Here is a 12,418-nt window from a genome sequence, read left to right as displayed (position 1 = left end):
GGGTCTTATACCGTGAACGTCGCTGTTGGTGAACCGGGCCGTTGGGGAAAATCTCTCAGTCTGAAATATCGGACACCGCAATCGAGCTTTGCAAAAATGATCGGGGCCATGAAATTTTCCGCTGATTTTGGTGAAGTGGGTGAAATCGAAGGCTTCTGGTTCGCATGACGGATTTTCCTTTTCCCTGTCCTTAAAGGCTTGTTGAGGCATGGATTCGGCAGTCACCGGACCTGACGCCCAGCGCCCATGCCGATCGGAGGAAACATCCATGCGCCAACCGTTTCACTCCGTTCCACGCCCCCCCTTTCCAGCCGGCTCCAGGCGCGCCATCCTTGGGGGATGGGCATCCGCATCGGATGCGTGACGTGTTCTCGTGAAAAGGAACCCCCCGTCTTGCTCGCCACCCTGCTTGCCGTCGACGGTCCCGACACCGTCGCCCTCACCCCCGTGACCAAGGCCGGGCTGGCCGACTGGCTGGCGGCGCAGTCGCCGGCCGTTGCCTCCTGGGTCAAGGCCGTGGGCTTCACCGGCGAGGCCGGATCGACCGTCTTCCTGCCGGGGCCGGACGGCGCCGTCGCCCGCGTGCTGGCCGGCGTGTCGGCGGTCGACGACCTGTGGGCCTTCGCCGGCCTGCCCGCCGCGCTGCCGGCCGGCTCCTACCGGATCGACGCGGCGCTGGATGCGCGGGCGGCGACGCGGGCGGCGCTGGGCTGGGCGCTCGGCAGCTACCGCTTCACCCGCTATCGCAAGCCGCCCGAGAAGGGCTTCGCCGCCCTGGTCTGGCCGGCGGAGGCCGACCGCGGCGAGGTGGAGCGGGCGGCGACCGCCACCTGGCTGGTGCGCGATCTGGTCAACACCCCGGCCTGCGACATGGGTCCGGCCGAGCTGGCCCAGGCGGCGCAGGATCTGGCCGCCGAGTTCGACGCGGCGGTCGAGGTCATCGTCGGCCAGGATCTGCTCGACCGCGACTATCCGGCCATCCATGCCGTCGGCCGCGCCAGCCCGCGGGCGCCGCGGCTGGTCGACCTGCGCTGGGGCAATCCGGAACACCCGAAGGTGACCATCGTCGGCAAGGGCGTCTGCTTCGACACCGGCGGGCTGGACCTGAAGCCGTCGTCCGCCATGCTGATCATGAAGAAGGACATGGGCGGTGCGGCGCATGCGCTGGCGCTCGGCCGGATGATCATGATGGCCGGGCTGCCGGTGCGGCTCCGCGTGCTGGTGCCGGCGGTGGAGAATGTCGTGTCCGGCGACAGCTTCAAGCCGCAGGACGTGCTGAAGACCCGCAAGGGCCTGACCATCGAGGTCGGCAACACCGACGCCGAGGGCCGCCTGATCCTGTGCGACGCGCTGGCCGAGGCTGATTCGGAGAAGCCGGAGCTGCTGATCGATTTCGCCACCCTGACCGGGGCCGCCCGCGTGGCGCTCGGTCCCGACCTGCCGGCGCTGATGTCCAACAACGACACGCTGGCCAACGACCTGACCGAGGCCGGGACCGCGGAGGACGATCCGATGTGGCGGTTGCCGCTGTGGGCGCCCTACCGCAAGGGGCTGGACAGCAAGGTGGCCGACATCAACAACGTCACCGCCAACGGCTTCGCCGGCGCCATCACCGCCGGGCTGTTCCTTCAGGAATTCGTGTCGAAGGAAACGCCCTGGGCGCATCTCGACACCTATGCCTGGAACGGTTCGGCCCGTCCCGGCCGTCCGGAAGGTGGCGAGGCGCTGGGCCTGCGCGCCGCCTATGCGGTGATCGCCAAGCGGTTCGGCTGACCATCCACGGCGGTGGAGACTGGGGGAAGGACGGCGGCATGCTTCGCCGTCCTTCGATCCGGTGACGGAGGTGCCACATGGCCGAAAGAACGGCAGCCGGAAAGAATGACTGGGTGGCGGTGCGCCGCGATGCGGAGACCGGCATCGAGACCATCCGCGCCCATTTCCGCGGCCATGCCTATGACCTGCACGACCATGACGAGCTTCTGGTCGGCGTCACCGAGCAGGGGGTGCAGGCCTTCCGCTGCCGGCGGCGGCTGCACACCAGCGTTCCCGGCCGCGTCATCCTGATCGAACCCGGCGAGGCCCATGACGGCCACAGCCCGGGGGAGGATGGCTTCACCTACGCCATGCTCTACCTGCCGGTGCCGCTGCTGACCGCCCGCAGCGAGGCGCTGCGCAGCCTGACGCCGCGCGGAACCGGCATGCCGCTGGGCTTCCGCGACACGCTGGCCGACGATCCCGGCCTTGCGGCGACGATCCGCTCCGCCTTCCTGGCCCTGCACCGGCGCGAGGGGCGGCTGGCCCGCGACCTGTCGCTGGACCGGCTGGCGGCGAGGCTGGCCGGCCATCTGGCACCGCCGGAGGGCCGCCGGCCGCAGCAGCCCGACCGCGCCGCCCGCTTGGCGCGCGACCTGCTTCATGCCCGGATGGCCGAGGATGTCGGGCTGGACGCGCTGTCCGCCGCGGCCGGCGTCGACCGGTTCCGGCTGAACCGCGGCTTCCGTGCAGCCTTCGGCCTGTCGCCGCATGCCTATCTGGTCCGGCTGCGCCTGCGCGCCGCCCGGCGCCGGCTGGCCGAGGGCGAGGCGCCGGCCCTGGTGGCGGCCGAGGTGGGGTTCGCCGACCAGAGCCATCTCGGCCGCTGGTTCCGCCGCGCCTATGGCCTGACGCCGGCCGCCTACCGCGATCTGTGCACGAACGTTCCAGACTGAGGCGCCGCCGTCGGGCATCTGAAGGGGCAAAGGAGATGATTGCCATGCCCGACAGCCAGATGCCCCACAGCCAGATGCCCGAAACCACCCCCGCGGACGCACCCGTCCGCTTCGACACCAAGGTCGCGCTGGTCGTCCGCGCCGATCTGGCGGTCTGGCAGAAGCTGAACGTCGCCGCCTTCCTCGCCACCGGGATCGCCGCCGCGGCACCGGATGCGCTGGGCGAAGAGTATGTCGACGGTGCCGGCCGCCGCTATGGCCGCATGCTGGGCCAGCCGATGATGATCTTCGCCGCCGACCGCGACCAGTTGCGCGCCGTCCGCGATGCGGCGCTGGAGCGGGGCCTGACGCTGGTGCCCTATGTCGCCGCCATGTTCGCCACCGGCCACGACGCCGCCAACCGCGCCGCCTTCCAGGCCGAGGACCCGGACAGCCCCGATCTGGTCGGGCTGGCCCTGCGCGGGCCGAAGAAGGCGGTGGACAAGACGGTGAAGGGCCTCACCCTGCACGGATGAGGAACAACAGGGGGTAGCGTCAACCCGCCCGTCACAGCTCCTGCGGGACGGTGATCGTCACTGTGGTGCCGTTGCCCGGCGCGCTGTCGATGGCGAGCCGGCCGCCGAGCGGGCCGGTCACCGTGTTGAACACCACCGCCAGCCCCAGCCCCTTGTGGCCGCGGTAGCGCGCGGTGGTGAAGAAGGCATCGGTCAGGGTCGGCAGGTTGTTGGCCGGAATGCCGGCGCCGCGGTCGCGGACGATCAGGTTCCAGGCCGGGACCGCATCCAGCGTCGCCGGCTCCACCGTCACCTCCACCTCGCCCGGGCCGCCGCCATAGCCATGGGCGGCGGCGTTGGTGAACAGATGGTGCAGCACACGCTCCAGATGCGGGGCATAGCCGATCCAGGGGCAGGCGGTGCCGGGTACGACCCGGACGGCCAGCGGCAGGTCGGGATGCTGGACCGCGAACAGGCTCGCCGCGTCCTCCGCCATGCAGCGGAGGTCCAGCGCCTCCAGCGGTTCGGCGGTCTGGCAGGCGGCGATGGCGGAAAATGCCTCCACCAACTCCACCGCGCGGGCGAGGTTGGCGTCGAGCAGGGCTGCCGGCTCCCGCAGTTCCTCGGTCGCCAGCGGGCCGTTGCCGGGGCGGGCCAGATCCTGCAAATGGCTGGCCGCGGTGACGCAGACGCCGAGCGGCGTGTTCAGCTCATGCGCCAGCCCGGTCACCGCCTGGGTGATGGCGCGCTGGCGGGCCAGCGCCGATTCGGCGATGCGGGCGCGGCGCTCCAGATCCTCGCGCACCACCCGCTCCGACACCTCGCGGATCATGCGGCTGAGTTCGCGCAGCAGCTTCGCCAGCAGGTCGGGCGAGGGGGAGATCAGCGCCAGGAACAGGTCGCGTTCCAGTTCGAACACCGTGACCGGCGTGGCGGCGATGACCGAGGCGGAGCGGGCGCCGCCGTCGATCAGCGCCATCTCGCCGAAACAGTCGCCGGCCCGGCGGAACCCGACCTCCACCTGACCGCCGAAGGGATCGTCGCGCACCACGCGCACCGTGCCGTCGAGCAGGACATAGAGCGAGCTGGCGCTGTCGCCCTCGCGCATCAGGACGGCGCCGGCCGGGGCGTCGAACACCCGCCCGCGCGAGGCCACGGCCGCGCGCTCCTCCGGCGAGAAGGCCTCGAACAGGACGATGCCGTCGAGGATTCCGCCGGGCGCGGTTGTGCCGGTGGTGGCGCTGGTCATGGTGAGGGGATGCTCCGAATGGGCCTTGTCCCGGCAGCATAGATCAAGCAGCCGGGAAACCGCGAGACGTTACCCGAGGCTTTCGCGAATCGGAAACCGGCTTTCGCGCGACAGGCGGTCCAGCAGGCCGCGCGACCCGGCATCGCACAGGTCCAGCACCTGCTCGAAACCGTCGGGGCCGCCATAATAGGGATCGGGCACCTCACGGCCTTCCAACCCAGGCGCATCGTCCAGGAACAGGCGCAGCGCCGCGGTGGCGCCCGCCGGGGCGATGCGGCGCAGTTGGGCCAGATGGCCGTGGTCCATCGCCAGGATGTGGTCGAAGCGGGTGAAGTCGGCCGCCGTCACCTTGCGGGCGCGCAAGCCCGACAGGTCGACGCCGCGGGCCAGCGCCGCGCGCACCGTGCGCGGATCGGGCGGATCGCCGACGTGATAGCCGTGGGTGCCGGCGGAGTCGGCGCTCACCAGGGCGCCGAGCCCGGCGCGGTCGGCCAGATGGCGGAACACTCCTTCGGCGGTGGGCGAGCGGCAGATGTTGCCCGTGCAGACGAACAGGACCTTGACCACCTTCGGTATCCCCTCTCTCGTGTTTCTTGCGGCTTTACATCGGGGCGTGACGGGCGTACGCCGCAGAAGTTTTCCACATGACCGGTTTCCGAACCGCTAAGGGGATTTCATGCCCGCTCCCGCCCTGACCAACCGCCTGCGCCCGACCGACCGGATCGTCATCCTGACCGGGGCCGGGATTTCCAAGGAATCGGGGCTGGACACCTTCCGCTGCGCCGGCGGCATCTGGAGCCAGGTCGATCTGGAGGATGTGGCGACGCCGGAAGGGTTCGCCCGCGACCCCGATCTGATCCACCGCTTCTACAACGACCGCCGCCGCGGCCTCGCCGATCCGGCGGTGCAGCCCAACGCCGCGCACAGGGCGCTGGCGGAGCTGGAGCGGCGCTGGACGGGCAATGTCCTGCTGGTGACCCAGAACATCGACGATTTGCACGAGCGCGGCGGCTCGAAGGCCCCGCTGCACATGCATGGCGAGCTGCTGAAGGCGGTCTGCCTGCATTGCCGCACGGTGGTGGAGGTGCAGGGCGACCTGTCGGTGCACGACCATTGCCTGACCTGCGGCCGCAAGGGCGGCATGCGGCCCGACGTGGTGTGGTTCGGCGAGATGCCCTATCAGATGGAGCGCATCCAGCGGGCGCTGGAGGAATGCGACCTGTTCGTGTCGGTCGGCACCTCGGGCCATGTCTATCCCGCCGCCGGCTTCGTGGCGGAAGCGCGGTCGGCCGGCGCCTATACGGTCGAGCTGAACCTGGAACCGTCGGAGGGCGCCTCCTATTTCCACAGCTCGATCCACGGCCCGGCGACCCAGGTGGTGCCGGCCTTCGTCCAGGATTTGCTGACGCTTGTCTGATGAAACCGTTGACGGCGGCTCTGATCTCGACCGCCTGTTCTCGCGGGTGCGCGCCTGCACCCTGTGCCAAGGCGTGCTGCCCCATGGCTGCCGCCCGGTGCTGCGCGGCAGCCCGACCGCCCGCCTGCTGATCGTCGGGCAGGCGCCCGGCGCGCGGGTGCATGCCAGCGGCATCCCCTGGGACGACGCCTCCGGCGACCGGCTGCGCAAATGGCTGGCGATGGGCCGTGCCGCCTTCTACGACGAGTCCCGCATCGCCGTGGTGCCGATGGGGCTGTGCTATCCCGGCACCATGCCGAAGGGCGGCGATTACCCGCCGCGTCCGGAATGCGCGCCGCTGTGGCACCCGCCGCTGCTGGACGCGCTGTCGGGCGTCCGGCTGACCCTGCTGATCGGGCAGTACGCCCAGGCGCGCTATCTGGGCGAGCGGCGCAAGGCGACGATGACGGAAACGGTGGCGAACTGGCGGGAGTACGGCCCGGCCTATATGCCTCTGCCGCACCCGAGTTGGCGCAACACCGCCTGGCTGAACCGCAACCCGTGGTTCGATGAGGATCTGGTGCCGGCCCTGCGCCGCCGGGTGGCCGACGCGCTGGACGATTGAATGCGCCCCCTGCTCTTCGCGCCGTCGAAGGCGAAGCATAGGGGAGAACTGGGAATGTGCGGCAGCCGTTACGGATGCGGTGGCAGGTACCGGATCGCAGCGAGCAGCAATCCGGCCAGCGCCAGCAGCATGGCCCCCAGCTTGATCGTCATCCGCTGCTCGATCTGCTTCAACTCGGCGCGCAACCCGGTTTCAACGAGCCTGAGTTCGGATTTGACCTCGGTGATCTTTACATCGAGCCGGTGCTCGGTCGATTCCAGGTCCGCCTTGCTGGCGGCCTGGGTGTCCATGAAGTCGGCCAGAGCCTCCACCTGCTCGGAGGTGAAGCCAACTTTCTGAAGCTTCAGGATCGCCGACGCGCTCATCTATCGATTCCGCTACAGAGTACCAGGGTGGGAAACGCTTTCCGAAGGTACATTATTCCAAGACGGAGCGGTGCGATTTTCACTCGTAGGTCTCGGCCGCCACCTCCTCCCAATTGTCGGGATTGTCGGACTATTCCATCGTCTCGATCCGTTCCATGTCGTCGTCGGAGAAGCCGAAATGGTGGCCGATCTCGTGGATCAGGACATGGCGGACGATGGCCGGCAGTTCCTCCCCCGTCTCGCACCAGTAATCGAGGATCGGGCGGCGGTAGAGGAAGATCATGTCCGGCCCGCCTCGCAGGTCGGCGACGCTTTGCCGCGTCAGAATCCACGCCCCGATAGAGGCCCAGCAGGTCGAATGGGCTTTCCAGCTCCATCTCCCGCTCGGTATCCTCATCGGGGAAATCCTCGACATGGATCACGAGGTTCCCGACCGGGGCGAGCAGCTCCGCCGGGATGGTGTCGAGCGCCTCTTCGGCCATGCGCTCCAGGTCTTCGACCGTGGGCGGAACCGTATGGGGACCTGAAGGTTTCCGTATCATGCCGCAGAAGGTAGCGAACCGCCGCCCGTTCGCCAAGAAGCTGCGGGCGGCAAAAGAGAGACTTGAGGAAAGGGAGGTCATCATGTCGGATCGTCTTGTCGGCGCGCATCGCCAGACGGCGCTGAAGGAACTGCACGGCTGGGCGGAGGTGCTGGAACGCGACGCCATCCGCAAGACCTACCATTTCGCCGATTTCCCCGCCGCCTGGGGGTTCATGAACCAGGTCGCCCTGCTGGCCGAGAAGACCGGCCACCATCCCGAATGGTTCAACGATCTGGGCCGGGTCGAGGTGATCCTCTACACCCGCAACAACGACGCGGTGACCCAGGCCGACATCGACTTCGCCCATCGCCTGGACCAGATGGCGCCCCTGCACGACCGCTGATGGACCCAACGCCCGCTTGCGGGCGTTACCCTAGCCCTGTGACGTGCGGAGCCGCCGACCATGCCGAAACCCCTGACCCTGTCCATCCCCCACTCGCTTGGCCGGGCGGAGGCCAAGCGCCGGCTGGTCGACGGCATGGGCGAGGTGCGGGCGCGCCTGAGCGCCGTGTCGGCCAGCGTCGACGACAGCTGGACCGACGACCGCCTGAACTTCCACGTCGTGGCGCTGGCCCAGACCATCGCCGGCCACATCGACGTGCTGGACGACCGGGTCGAGATGGAGGTGCAGCTGCCCTGGGCGCTGGCCCTGCTGGCCGACAAGATCAAGAACAAGGTCTCGCGCCAGGGCACGCTGATGCTGGAGAAGAAGTAAGGGTTGACCGGGGAGGTGCGGGACTCGACGCCCTCACCTCCCCACCCATCCTTACCTGCCCTACCCCTCCGACGCCTCCTCCACCTTGCGGCGCGCCAGCGGATGGTGGTCGTGCATGACCCGCTTCAGACGTTCCGTCACGACGTGGGTGTAGATCTGCGTCGTCGCGATGTCGGCATGGCCCAGCATCTTCTGGACGGAGCGCAGATCGGCGCCATGGTCGAGCAGATGGGTGGCGAAGGCGTGGCGCAGGACGTGGGGGCTGACCTTTTCCGGGTCGATGCCGGCGTCGATGGCCAGTTGCTTCAACAGTTGGGCGAAGCGCTGGCGCGTCAGGTGCCCTTCGGCGGAGATGCGGGACGGGAACAGGAAGGGGCTGTGCCCGGCCTCGCCTGCTCCCCCTGCACCGGCGGCGGGCGGGATGAAGTGGCCGCGGAACGGGATGTAGCCGGCCAGCGCCGCCAGCGCCGGGTCGGACAGCGGCACCATGCGTTCCTTGCCGCCCTTGCCGCGCACCAGCAGGCCGCGGCCGTCGCGCATGATCGCCGTCATCGGCAGGCCGACCAGCTCCGACACGCGCAGGCCGGTGGCGTAGAGCACCTCCAGCAGGGCCACCAGCCGCAGCCCCTCCGGCCCGCCGCGCACCTCGGCGGTGGACAGCATGGCGCCGACCTCCGCCTCCGTCAGGATCTTGGGCAGCGGACGGCCCTGCTTGGGGCTGTCGAGCGGCGAGGCGGGATCGTCGAGGCGGCGGCCTTCGGACAGCAGGAAGCGGTAGAACTGCCGCATCGCCGACAGCCGCCGCGCCACGGTGCGGGGGGCGCCGTCCTTGCTCTGCACCGCCAGATAGGCGCGCAGATCCTCGGTGCCCGCCGCCTCCAGCGCCACGCTGCGCTGGGCCAGCCAGCGGCCGAGGTCGGCGAGGTCGCGCTCGTAGGCCAGCCGGGTGTTCACCGCCGCCCCGCGCTCCGCCGTCAGCATGTCGAGGAAGGCGTCCAGATGCGGCGAGGTGGCGAGCGGGCGCGGCTTGCACGGCCGGCCGCGCCGCTTGGCGCCGGCTTTGACGGCGGTCTTTTTGCTGCCGGTCATGGTGTCGGCGTCATGGTGGTGGCGGGCTCCACGGGGCGGAAGGTCATTCGGCAGTCGGATTTGGAGTCGGATTTGGGGTCGGATTCGGGATGGGGGCCTGGGCGGTGGGGCCGGCGATTGCGGCCATCGCCTCGCGAACCAGCGCGCGGGCGTCCGGTTCCAGCCCGACCGCCTTCAGGTTGGCCGCCACGCGGGCGGTGACGACGGGCGGAAGGATGGCGGGTCCGGTCTCCCCAAGCAGGATCAGGGCGACGGCCACCGTCTCGCCGATGCGCCCGCCGGCCGCGGCGTCGCCCAGCCGCTGCCACAAGGCGGGATCGACACCGGCCTCGCTGCCGCTGGGCGGGCCGGCACCGTCGGTGACGGTCATCCAGGCCTCGTCCGGGACGGCGACCCCGGTCGCCTGGAGAAGCGCCAGCTGGCCGGCGATGCGGCTGCGGGCGGCGGTGTCGGCGCCGCGCAGCGCCTCGTCCAGCCATTCGGTCAGGGCCCTCGGGTCTTGAGCCCCCTGCCCCGTCGCCACCACCGCCAGCGGCCACAGCCAGGCGGTGTCGGCGCTGCGGCCGCTGCGCAGGGCCAGATCGTGCCAGCGCTGCGCCTGGTCGAGCCGGCCTTGCGCGTAATAGAGCCGCGCCGCCGCCGGGGCCAGCGCCGCGGCGTCGCCGGTCGGCGACACGCCGTCGAGCAGACCGGCGGCGGCACCGCCGACCGGCCCGGCGCGCAGGCGCGGATCGACCAGCTCCACCGCCAGCGCGGCCAGCGCCACGCGCCGCCGCCCGTCCATCGCCGCCGCCATCGCCTGATGGACCAGCGCGCGGGTGCGGGCGCCGCGGTCGCGCCGGGCGATGTCGCGGACCCGCAGCAGCTCGTCCCCCACCGCCGGGATCTGGGCATAGAGATCCTGCAACTGGCGGGCATCGAGGAACAGGGATGCCGCCGCCCGCTCGCCGGCGGCGGCCCGGGTGGTGGGATCGACGGCGGGGTTGGTGGCGATGGCGGCCAGCGCCGGCAGATTGTCCAGCGGCAGCCGGTCGGGCGGCACGCCGATCCGCGCGATGCGCAGGGCGGCGAGCAGCAGCGCCAGCCCGTCCGCATCGGCTTGCAGCGACAGCGAGCGGGCCGGCGGTGGGGCGGCACCGGCCAGCGCCTCGGCAACCGGCAGGAAGGGGTCGGACCGGCGGCTGTCGCGCAAGACCGCCAGCGCCTCGTCCGTGCCGGCCCGGTCGCCGGAACGGGCACGGCAGAACAGGCCCAGCTTGGCCCAGTAGGCGGAGGCGAAGCTCTTGCCGCGGGCCAGCGCGCGCGGGCAATCCAGGCCGCCGCGCACCAGCTCCGCATCGGTCAGCGCCCGGGCCGCCGGCTCGTCCGCCGCCAGCGCCGCCGGCAGGCGCCCGGCCAGCTCGGCCGCCCCGGCGGGATCGCCGAGCCGCGCCAGCTTTTCGATGCGCAGGGCGCCGAGGCGGCGGGGCGGCGGCGCTTCCCCGGTCGCGACCGCCGGAGAGCCGGCGCTCAGCAGCAGGCGGCGCTCCAGCGCCTTGACGGTGGGAGACGGGGTGTCGACCGGCAGGGCGGCGATCAGGGGCAGAAGCTCGGCCCGGCCGATGCCGCGCCAGGGGTCGCCGCCCAGCCCCTGCACCCCGTCGAGGAGGCCGGCGCCGTCCGGGTCGGGCGCCCCCAGCGGCTCGCGCGCGACCGGCGCCGGCCGCGCCACCACCGGGGAGACGGCGGGCGGCGGCGTGACGATGGGCGGATAGGCCGGCACGATGACCGGAGCGGGGATGGAAGGCCGGGACCGGACGGGGGTTTCCACCGCGGCGTCGGGCGTCAGCCGGACCGGCGGGCCGAAGGCTTGCGCGGCGGCGGCCATGGACCAGACGGCCGTCAGCAGTCCGGCCAGCAGCGGAACGGTTGCCTGTCGGACACCCTGGGGCCTGACCTTCCCGGCCGATGGTCGGGGTTCAGCGCGGGAAGCGCTCATCCGGCAGAACCTTCTCCACCGTTTTCGACGGAGCCGGCAGGTCCCACGAGGCGAGGAACACCATGCCACCGGCGATCACCAGCAACAGCAGGACGAAGAGGATCGAAAGAAACCGGCTCATGGCACCAGGGACGTGTTGTGTCGGAAAACGGAGGATCGGAGCGGAGCTACCATGTCCTGCATCCGCAGGGCTTGGGACAAGCAAGGGCTTTTCTGCTAAAGCATCCGCGGCCCCGGCCGGCGGCCGGAGGACGGCGCAGTGTAGCCACAGGTTGGACCGCGGCGCAACCCGTCCACCGGGCCATTCGCCGGCTCCGCAGCAGGATGCGGGGCAGGGCATGGCGGAACCGGGGCGCTTGTGCCGGCCAGCTTTCGGCGGGTATGAGTGTTGTCTGTTGCAGCGGTGTGACGGCCGGCGAAGACGCCGGCATGCTGGCGCCGGGAGTGCGGGTGGCGGATCGGATGGATGTTATGGGACTGCGCAAGGCGATGACGGCCCAAGGTCCGGGAGCAGGTCCGGGCACGGGTGCGGCGGAGGATGCGGTGCCGCTGCTGCCGCGCACCGTGGTGCTGGTCGGGCTGATGGGAGCCGGCAAGAGCGCCATCGGGCGCCGGCTGGCCACGCGCCTGCACCTGCCCTTCCGCGACGCCGACACCGAGATCGAGGCCGCGGCCGGCTGCACCATCGCCGAGATTTTCGCCCGCGACGGCGAGCCGGTCTTCCGCTCCGTCGAACGGCGCATCATCACCCGCCTGGTGAAGGACGAGCCCGTGCACATCCTGGCGACCGGCGGCGGCGCCTTCATGGACCCGGAGACCCGCGCCGCCATCCGCCAGCACGGCATTTCGGTCTGGCTGCGCGCCGAACTGGACGTGCTGGTCGCCCGCACCGCCCGGCGCACCCACCGCCCCATCCTGAACCAGGGCGATCCGCGCACCATCCTGGGCCGGCTGATGGAGCAGCGTTATCCCGTCTATGCCGAGGCCGACCTGACCGTGGTCAGCGACGAACGCCCGCCCGACGTGACGGTGGAGCTGGTGATCGACGCGCTGGAGGTGCATTTCGGCGTCCAGCTTCCCCACCGCCAGCCCCAGGGCCAACCGCAGGGCCAGGGCAACGCCCAGCGCGGCGGCCGGCCCGGAAAGCCCGACGCCCCAAAAACCGACGCGCCCTGATCCCCGCCTCCCGCCCCTTGTCATGAACCACCAGCTTCG

Annotated in this window: 15 protein-coding genes and 1 pseudogene; 9 read left to right on the top strand and 7 right to left on the bottom strand. The window is 70.9% G+C overall.

The genetic code is table 11. The annotated features are described in order from the left end of the window. Positions 1 to 12 precede the first annotated feature (12 nt). The 4 genes from ACWPN8_RS02550 to ACWPN8_RS02535 all read left to right on the top strand — a co-directional run bounded on the left by ACWPN8_RS02550 (position 13) and on the right by ACWPN8_RS02535 (position 3,223). The gene (locus ACWPN8_RS02550) at positions 13 to 168 is read left to right on the top strand and encodes a hypothetical protein (RefSeq protein WP_492239815.1); all 156 of its coding nucleotides are present in this window, start codon (positions 13 to 15) and stop codon (positions 166 to 168) included. 225 nt (positions 169 to 393) lie between these two features. Continuing rightward, positions 394 to 1,773, top strand: coding sequence for a leucyl aminopeptidase family protein (locus ACWPN8_RS02545; RefSeq protein WP_492239814.1), 1,380 nt, complete (start codon positions 394 to 396; stop codon positions 1,771 to 1,773). A gap of 77 nt (positions 1,774 to 1,850) precedes the next feature. Beyond that, the gene (locus tag ACWPN8_RS02540; RefSeq protein ID WP_492239813.1) at positions 1,851 to 2,708 is read left to right on the top strand and encodes an AraC family transcriptional regulator; all 858 of its coding nucleotides are present in this window, start codon (positions 1,851 to 1,853) and stop codon (positions 2,706 to 2,708) included. 44 nt (positions 2,709 to 2,752) lie between these two features. Next, a complete protein-coding gene (locus tag ACWPN8_RS02535; protein ID WP_492239812.1) occupies positions 2,753 to 3,223 on the top strand; it encodes a DUF2000 family protein in 471 nt (156 codons plus the stop codon). Between the two features lie 31 nt (positions 3,224 to 3,254). On the opposite strand, the gene ACWPN8_RS02530 is transcribed toward ACWPN8_RS02535, so the two are convergent. Both ACWPN8_RS02530 and ACWPN8_RS02525 read right to left on the bottom strand, forming a co-directional pair. Beyond that, positions 3,255 to 4,451 (bottom strand): sensor histidine kinase, encoded by a 1,197-nt coding sequence (locus ACWPN8_RS02530; RefSeq protein WP_492239811.1) that lies wholly within the window; start codon positions 4,449 to 4,451, stop codon positions 3,255 to 3,257. Between the two features lie 69 nt (positions 4,452 to 4,520). Then, positions 4,521 to 5,018, bottom strand: coding sequence for a low molecular weight protein-tyrosine-phosphatase (locus ACWPN8_RS02525; protein ID WP_492239810.1), 498 nt, complete (start codon positions 5,016 to 5,018; stop codon positions 4,521 to 4,523). 109 nt (positions 5,019 to 5,127) lie between these two features. On the opposite strand from ACWPN8_RS02525, the gene cobB reads away from it, so the two are divergent. Both cobB and ACWPN8_RS02515 read left to right on the top strand, forming a co-directional pair. After that, positions 5,128 to 5,868: a Sir2 family NAD+-dependent deacetylase gene (cobB, locus tag ACWPN8_RS02520; protein WP_492239809.1), complete on the top strand. Its 741-nt coding sequence runs from the start codon at positions 5,128 to 5,130 to the stop codon at positions 5,866 to 5,868. After that, the gene (locus ACWPN8_RS02515) at positions 5,861 to 6,472 is read left to right on the top strand and encodes a uracil-DNA glycosylase family protein (RefSeq protein ID WP_492239808.1); all 612 of its coding nucleotides are present in this window, start codon (positions 5,861 to 5,863) and stop codon (positions 6,470 to 6,472) included. The genes cobB and ACWPN8_RS02515 overlap by 8 nt, the downstream gene beginning before the upstream one ends. 68 nt (positions 6,473 to 6,540) lie before the next feature. Here the strand turns inward: ACWPN8_RS02515 and ACWPN8_RS02510 are convergent, their stop codons facing one another. Then, complete coding sequence (locus ACWPN8_RS02510) at positions 6,541 to 6,837, bottom strand: CCDC90 family protein (RefSeq protein ID WP_492239807.1); 297 nt, start codon at positions 6,835 to 6,837, stop codon at positions 6,541 to 6,543. 130 nt (positions 6,838 to 6,967) lie between these two features. Next, positions 6,968 to 7,259: pseudogene (locus ACWPN8_RS02505) on the bottom strand (metallopeptidase family protein). A 202-nt stretch (positions 7,260 to 7,461) separates the two neighbouring features. Here ACWPN8_RS02505 and ACWPN8_RS02500 point away from each other — a divergent pair. Both ACWPN8_RS02500 and ACWPN8_RS02495 read left to right on the top strand, forming a co-directional pair. Continuing rightward, positions 7,462 to 7,764 carry a 4a-hydroxytetrahydrobiopterin dehydratase gene (locus ACWPN8_RS02500; protein WP_109452339.1) on the top strand — a complete coding sequence of 101 codons (303 nt, stop codon included), beginning with the start codon at positions 7,462 to 7,464 and terminating at the stop codon, positions 7,762 to 7,764. A gap of 60 nt (positions 7,765 to 7,824) precedes the next feature. After that, complete coding sequence (locus ACWPN8_RS02495; protein ID WP_098740825.1) at positions 7,825 to 8,136, top strand: polyhydroxyalkanoic acid system family protein; 312 nt, start codon at positions 7,825 to 7,827, stop codon at positions 8,134 to 8,136. Positions 8,137 to 8,196: 60 nt separating this feature from the next. Here ACWPN8_RS02495 and ACWPN8_RS02490 read toward each other — a convergent pair whose 3' ends face one another. The 3 genes from ACWPN8_RS02490 to ACWPN8_RS02480 are packed head-to-tail and all read right to left on the bottom strand — an operon-like array spanning position 8,197 to position 11,324. Next, on the bottom strand, positions 8,197 to 9,225 hold the full coding sequence (locus ACWPN8_RS02490; protein ID WP_492239806.1) for a site-specific tyrosine recombinase XerD: 1,029 nt from the start codon (positions 9,223 to 9,225) through the stop codon (positions 8,197 to 8,199). A gap of 43 nt (positions 9,226 to 9,268) precedes the next feature. Further along, positions 9,269 to 11,203: a hypothetical protein gene (locus ACWPN8_RS02485; RefSeq protein WP_492239805.1), complete on the bottom strand. Its 1,935-nt coding sequence runs from the start codon at positions 11,201 to 11,203 to the stop codon at positions 9,269 to 9,271. Beyond that, the gene (locus ACWPN8_RS02480; RefSeq protein WP_167393297.1) at positions 11,184 to 11,324 is read right to left on the bottom strand and encodes a hypothetical protein; all 141 of its coding nucleotides are present in this window, start codon (positions 11,322 to 11,324) and stop codon (positions 11,184 to 11,186) included. The genes ACWPN8_RS02485 and ACWPN8_RS02480 overlap by 20 nt, the downstream gene beginning before the upstream one ends. A 308-nt stretch (positions 11,325 to 11,632) precedes the next feature. On the opposite strand from ACWPN8_RS02480, the gene ACWPN8_RS02475 reads away from it, so the two are divergent. Further along, positions 11,633 to 12,379, top strand: coding sequence for a shikimate kinase (locus ACWPN8_RS02475; RefSeq protein ID WP_492239804.1), 747 nt, complete (start codon positions 11,633 to 11,635; stop codon positions 12,377 to 12,379). Positions 12,380 to 12,418: the final 39 nt, after the last annotated feature.

The sequence above is a fragment of the Azospirillum sp. UENF 112521 genome, assembly GCF_058780665.1.
Note: the sequence above shows the minus strand (reverse complement) of the source record. Positions and strands in the feature narration are given on the sequence as shown.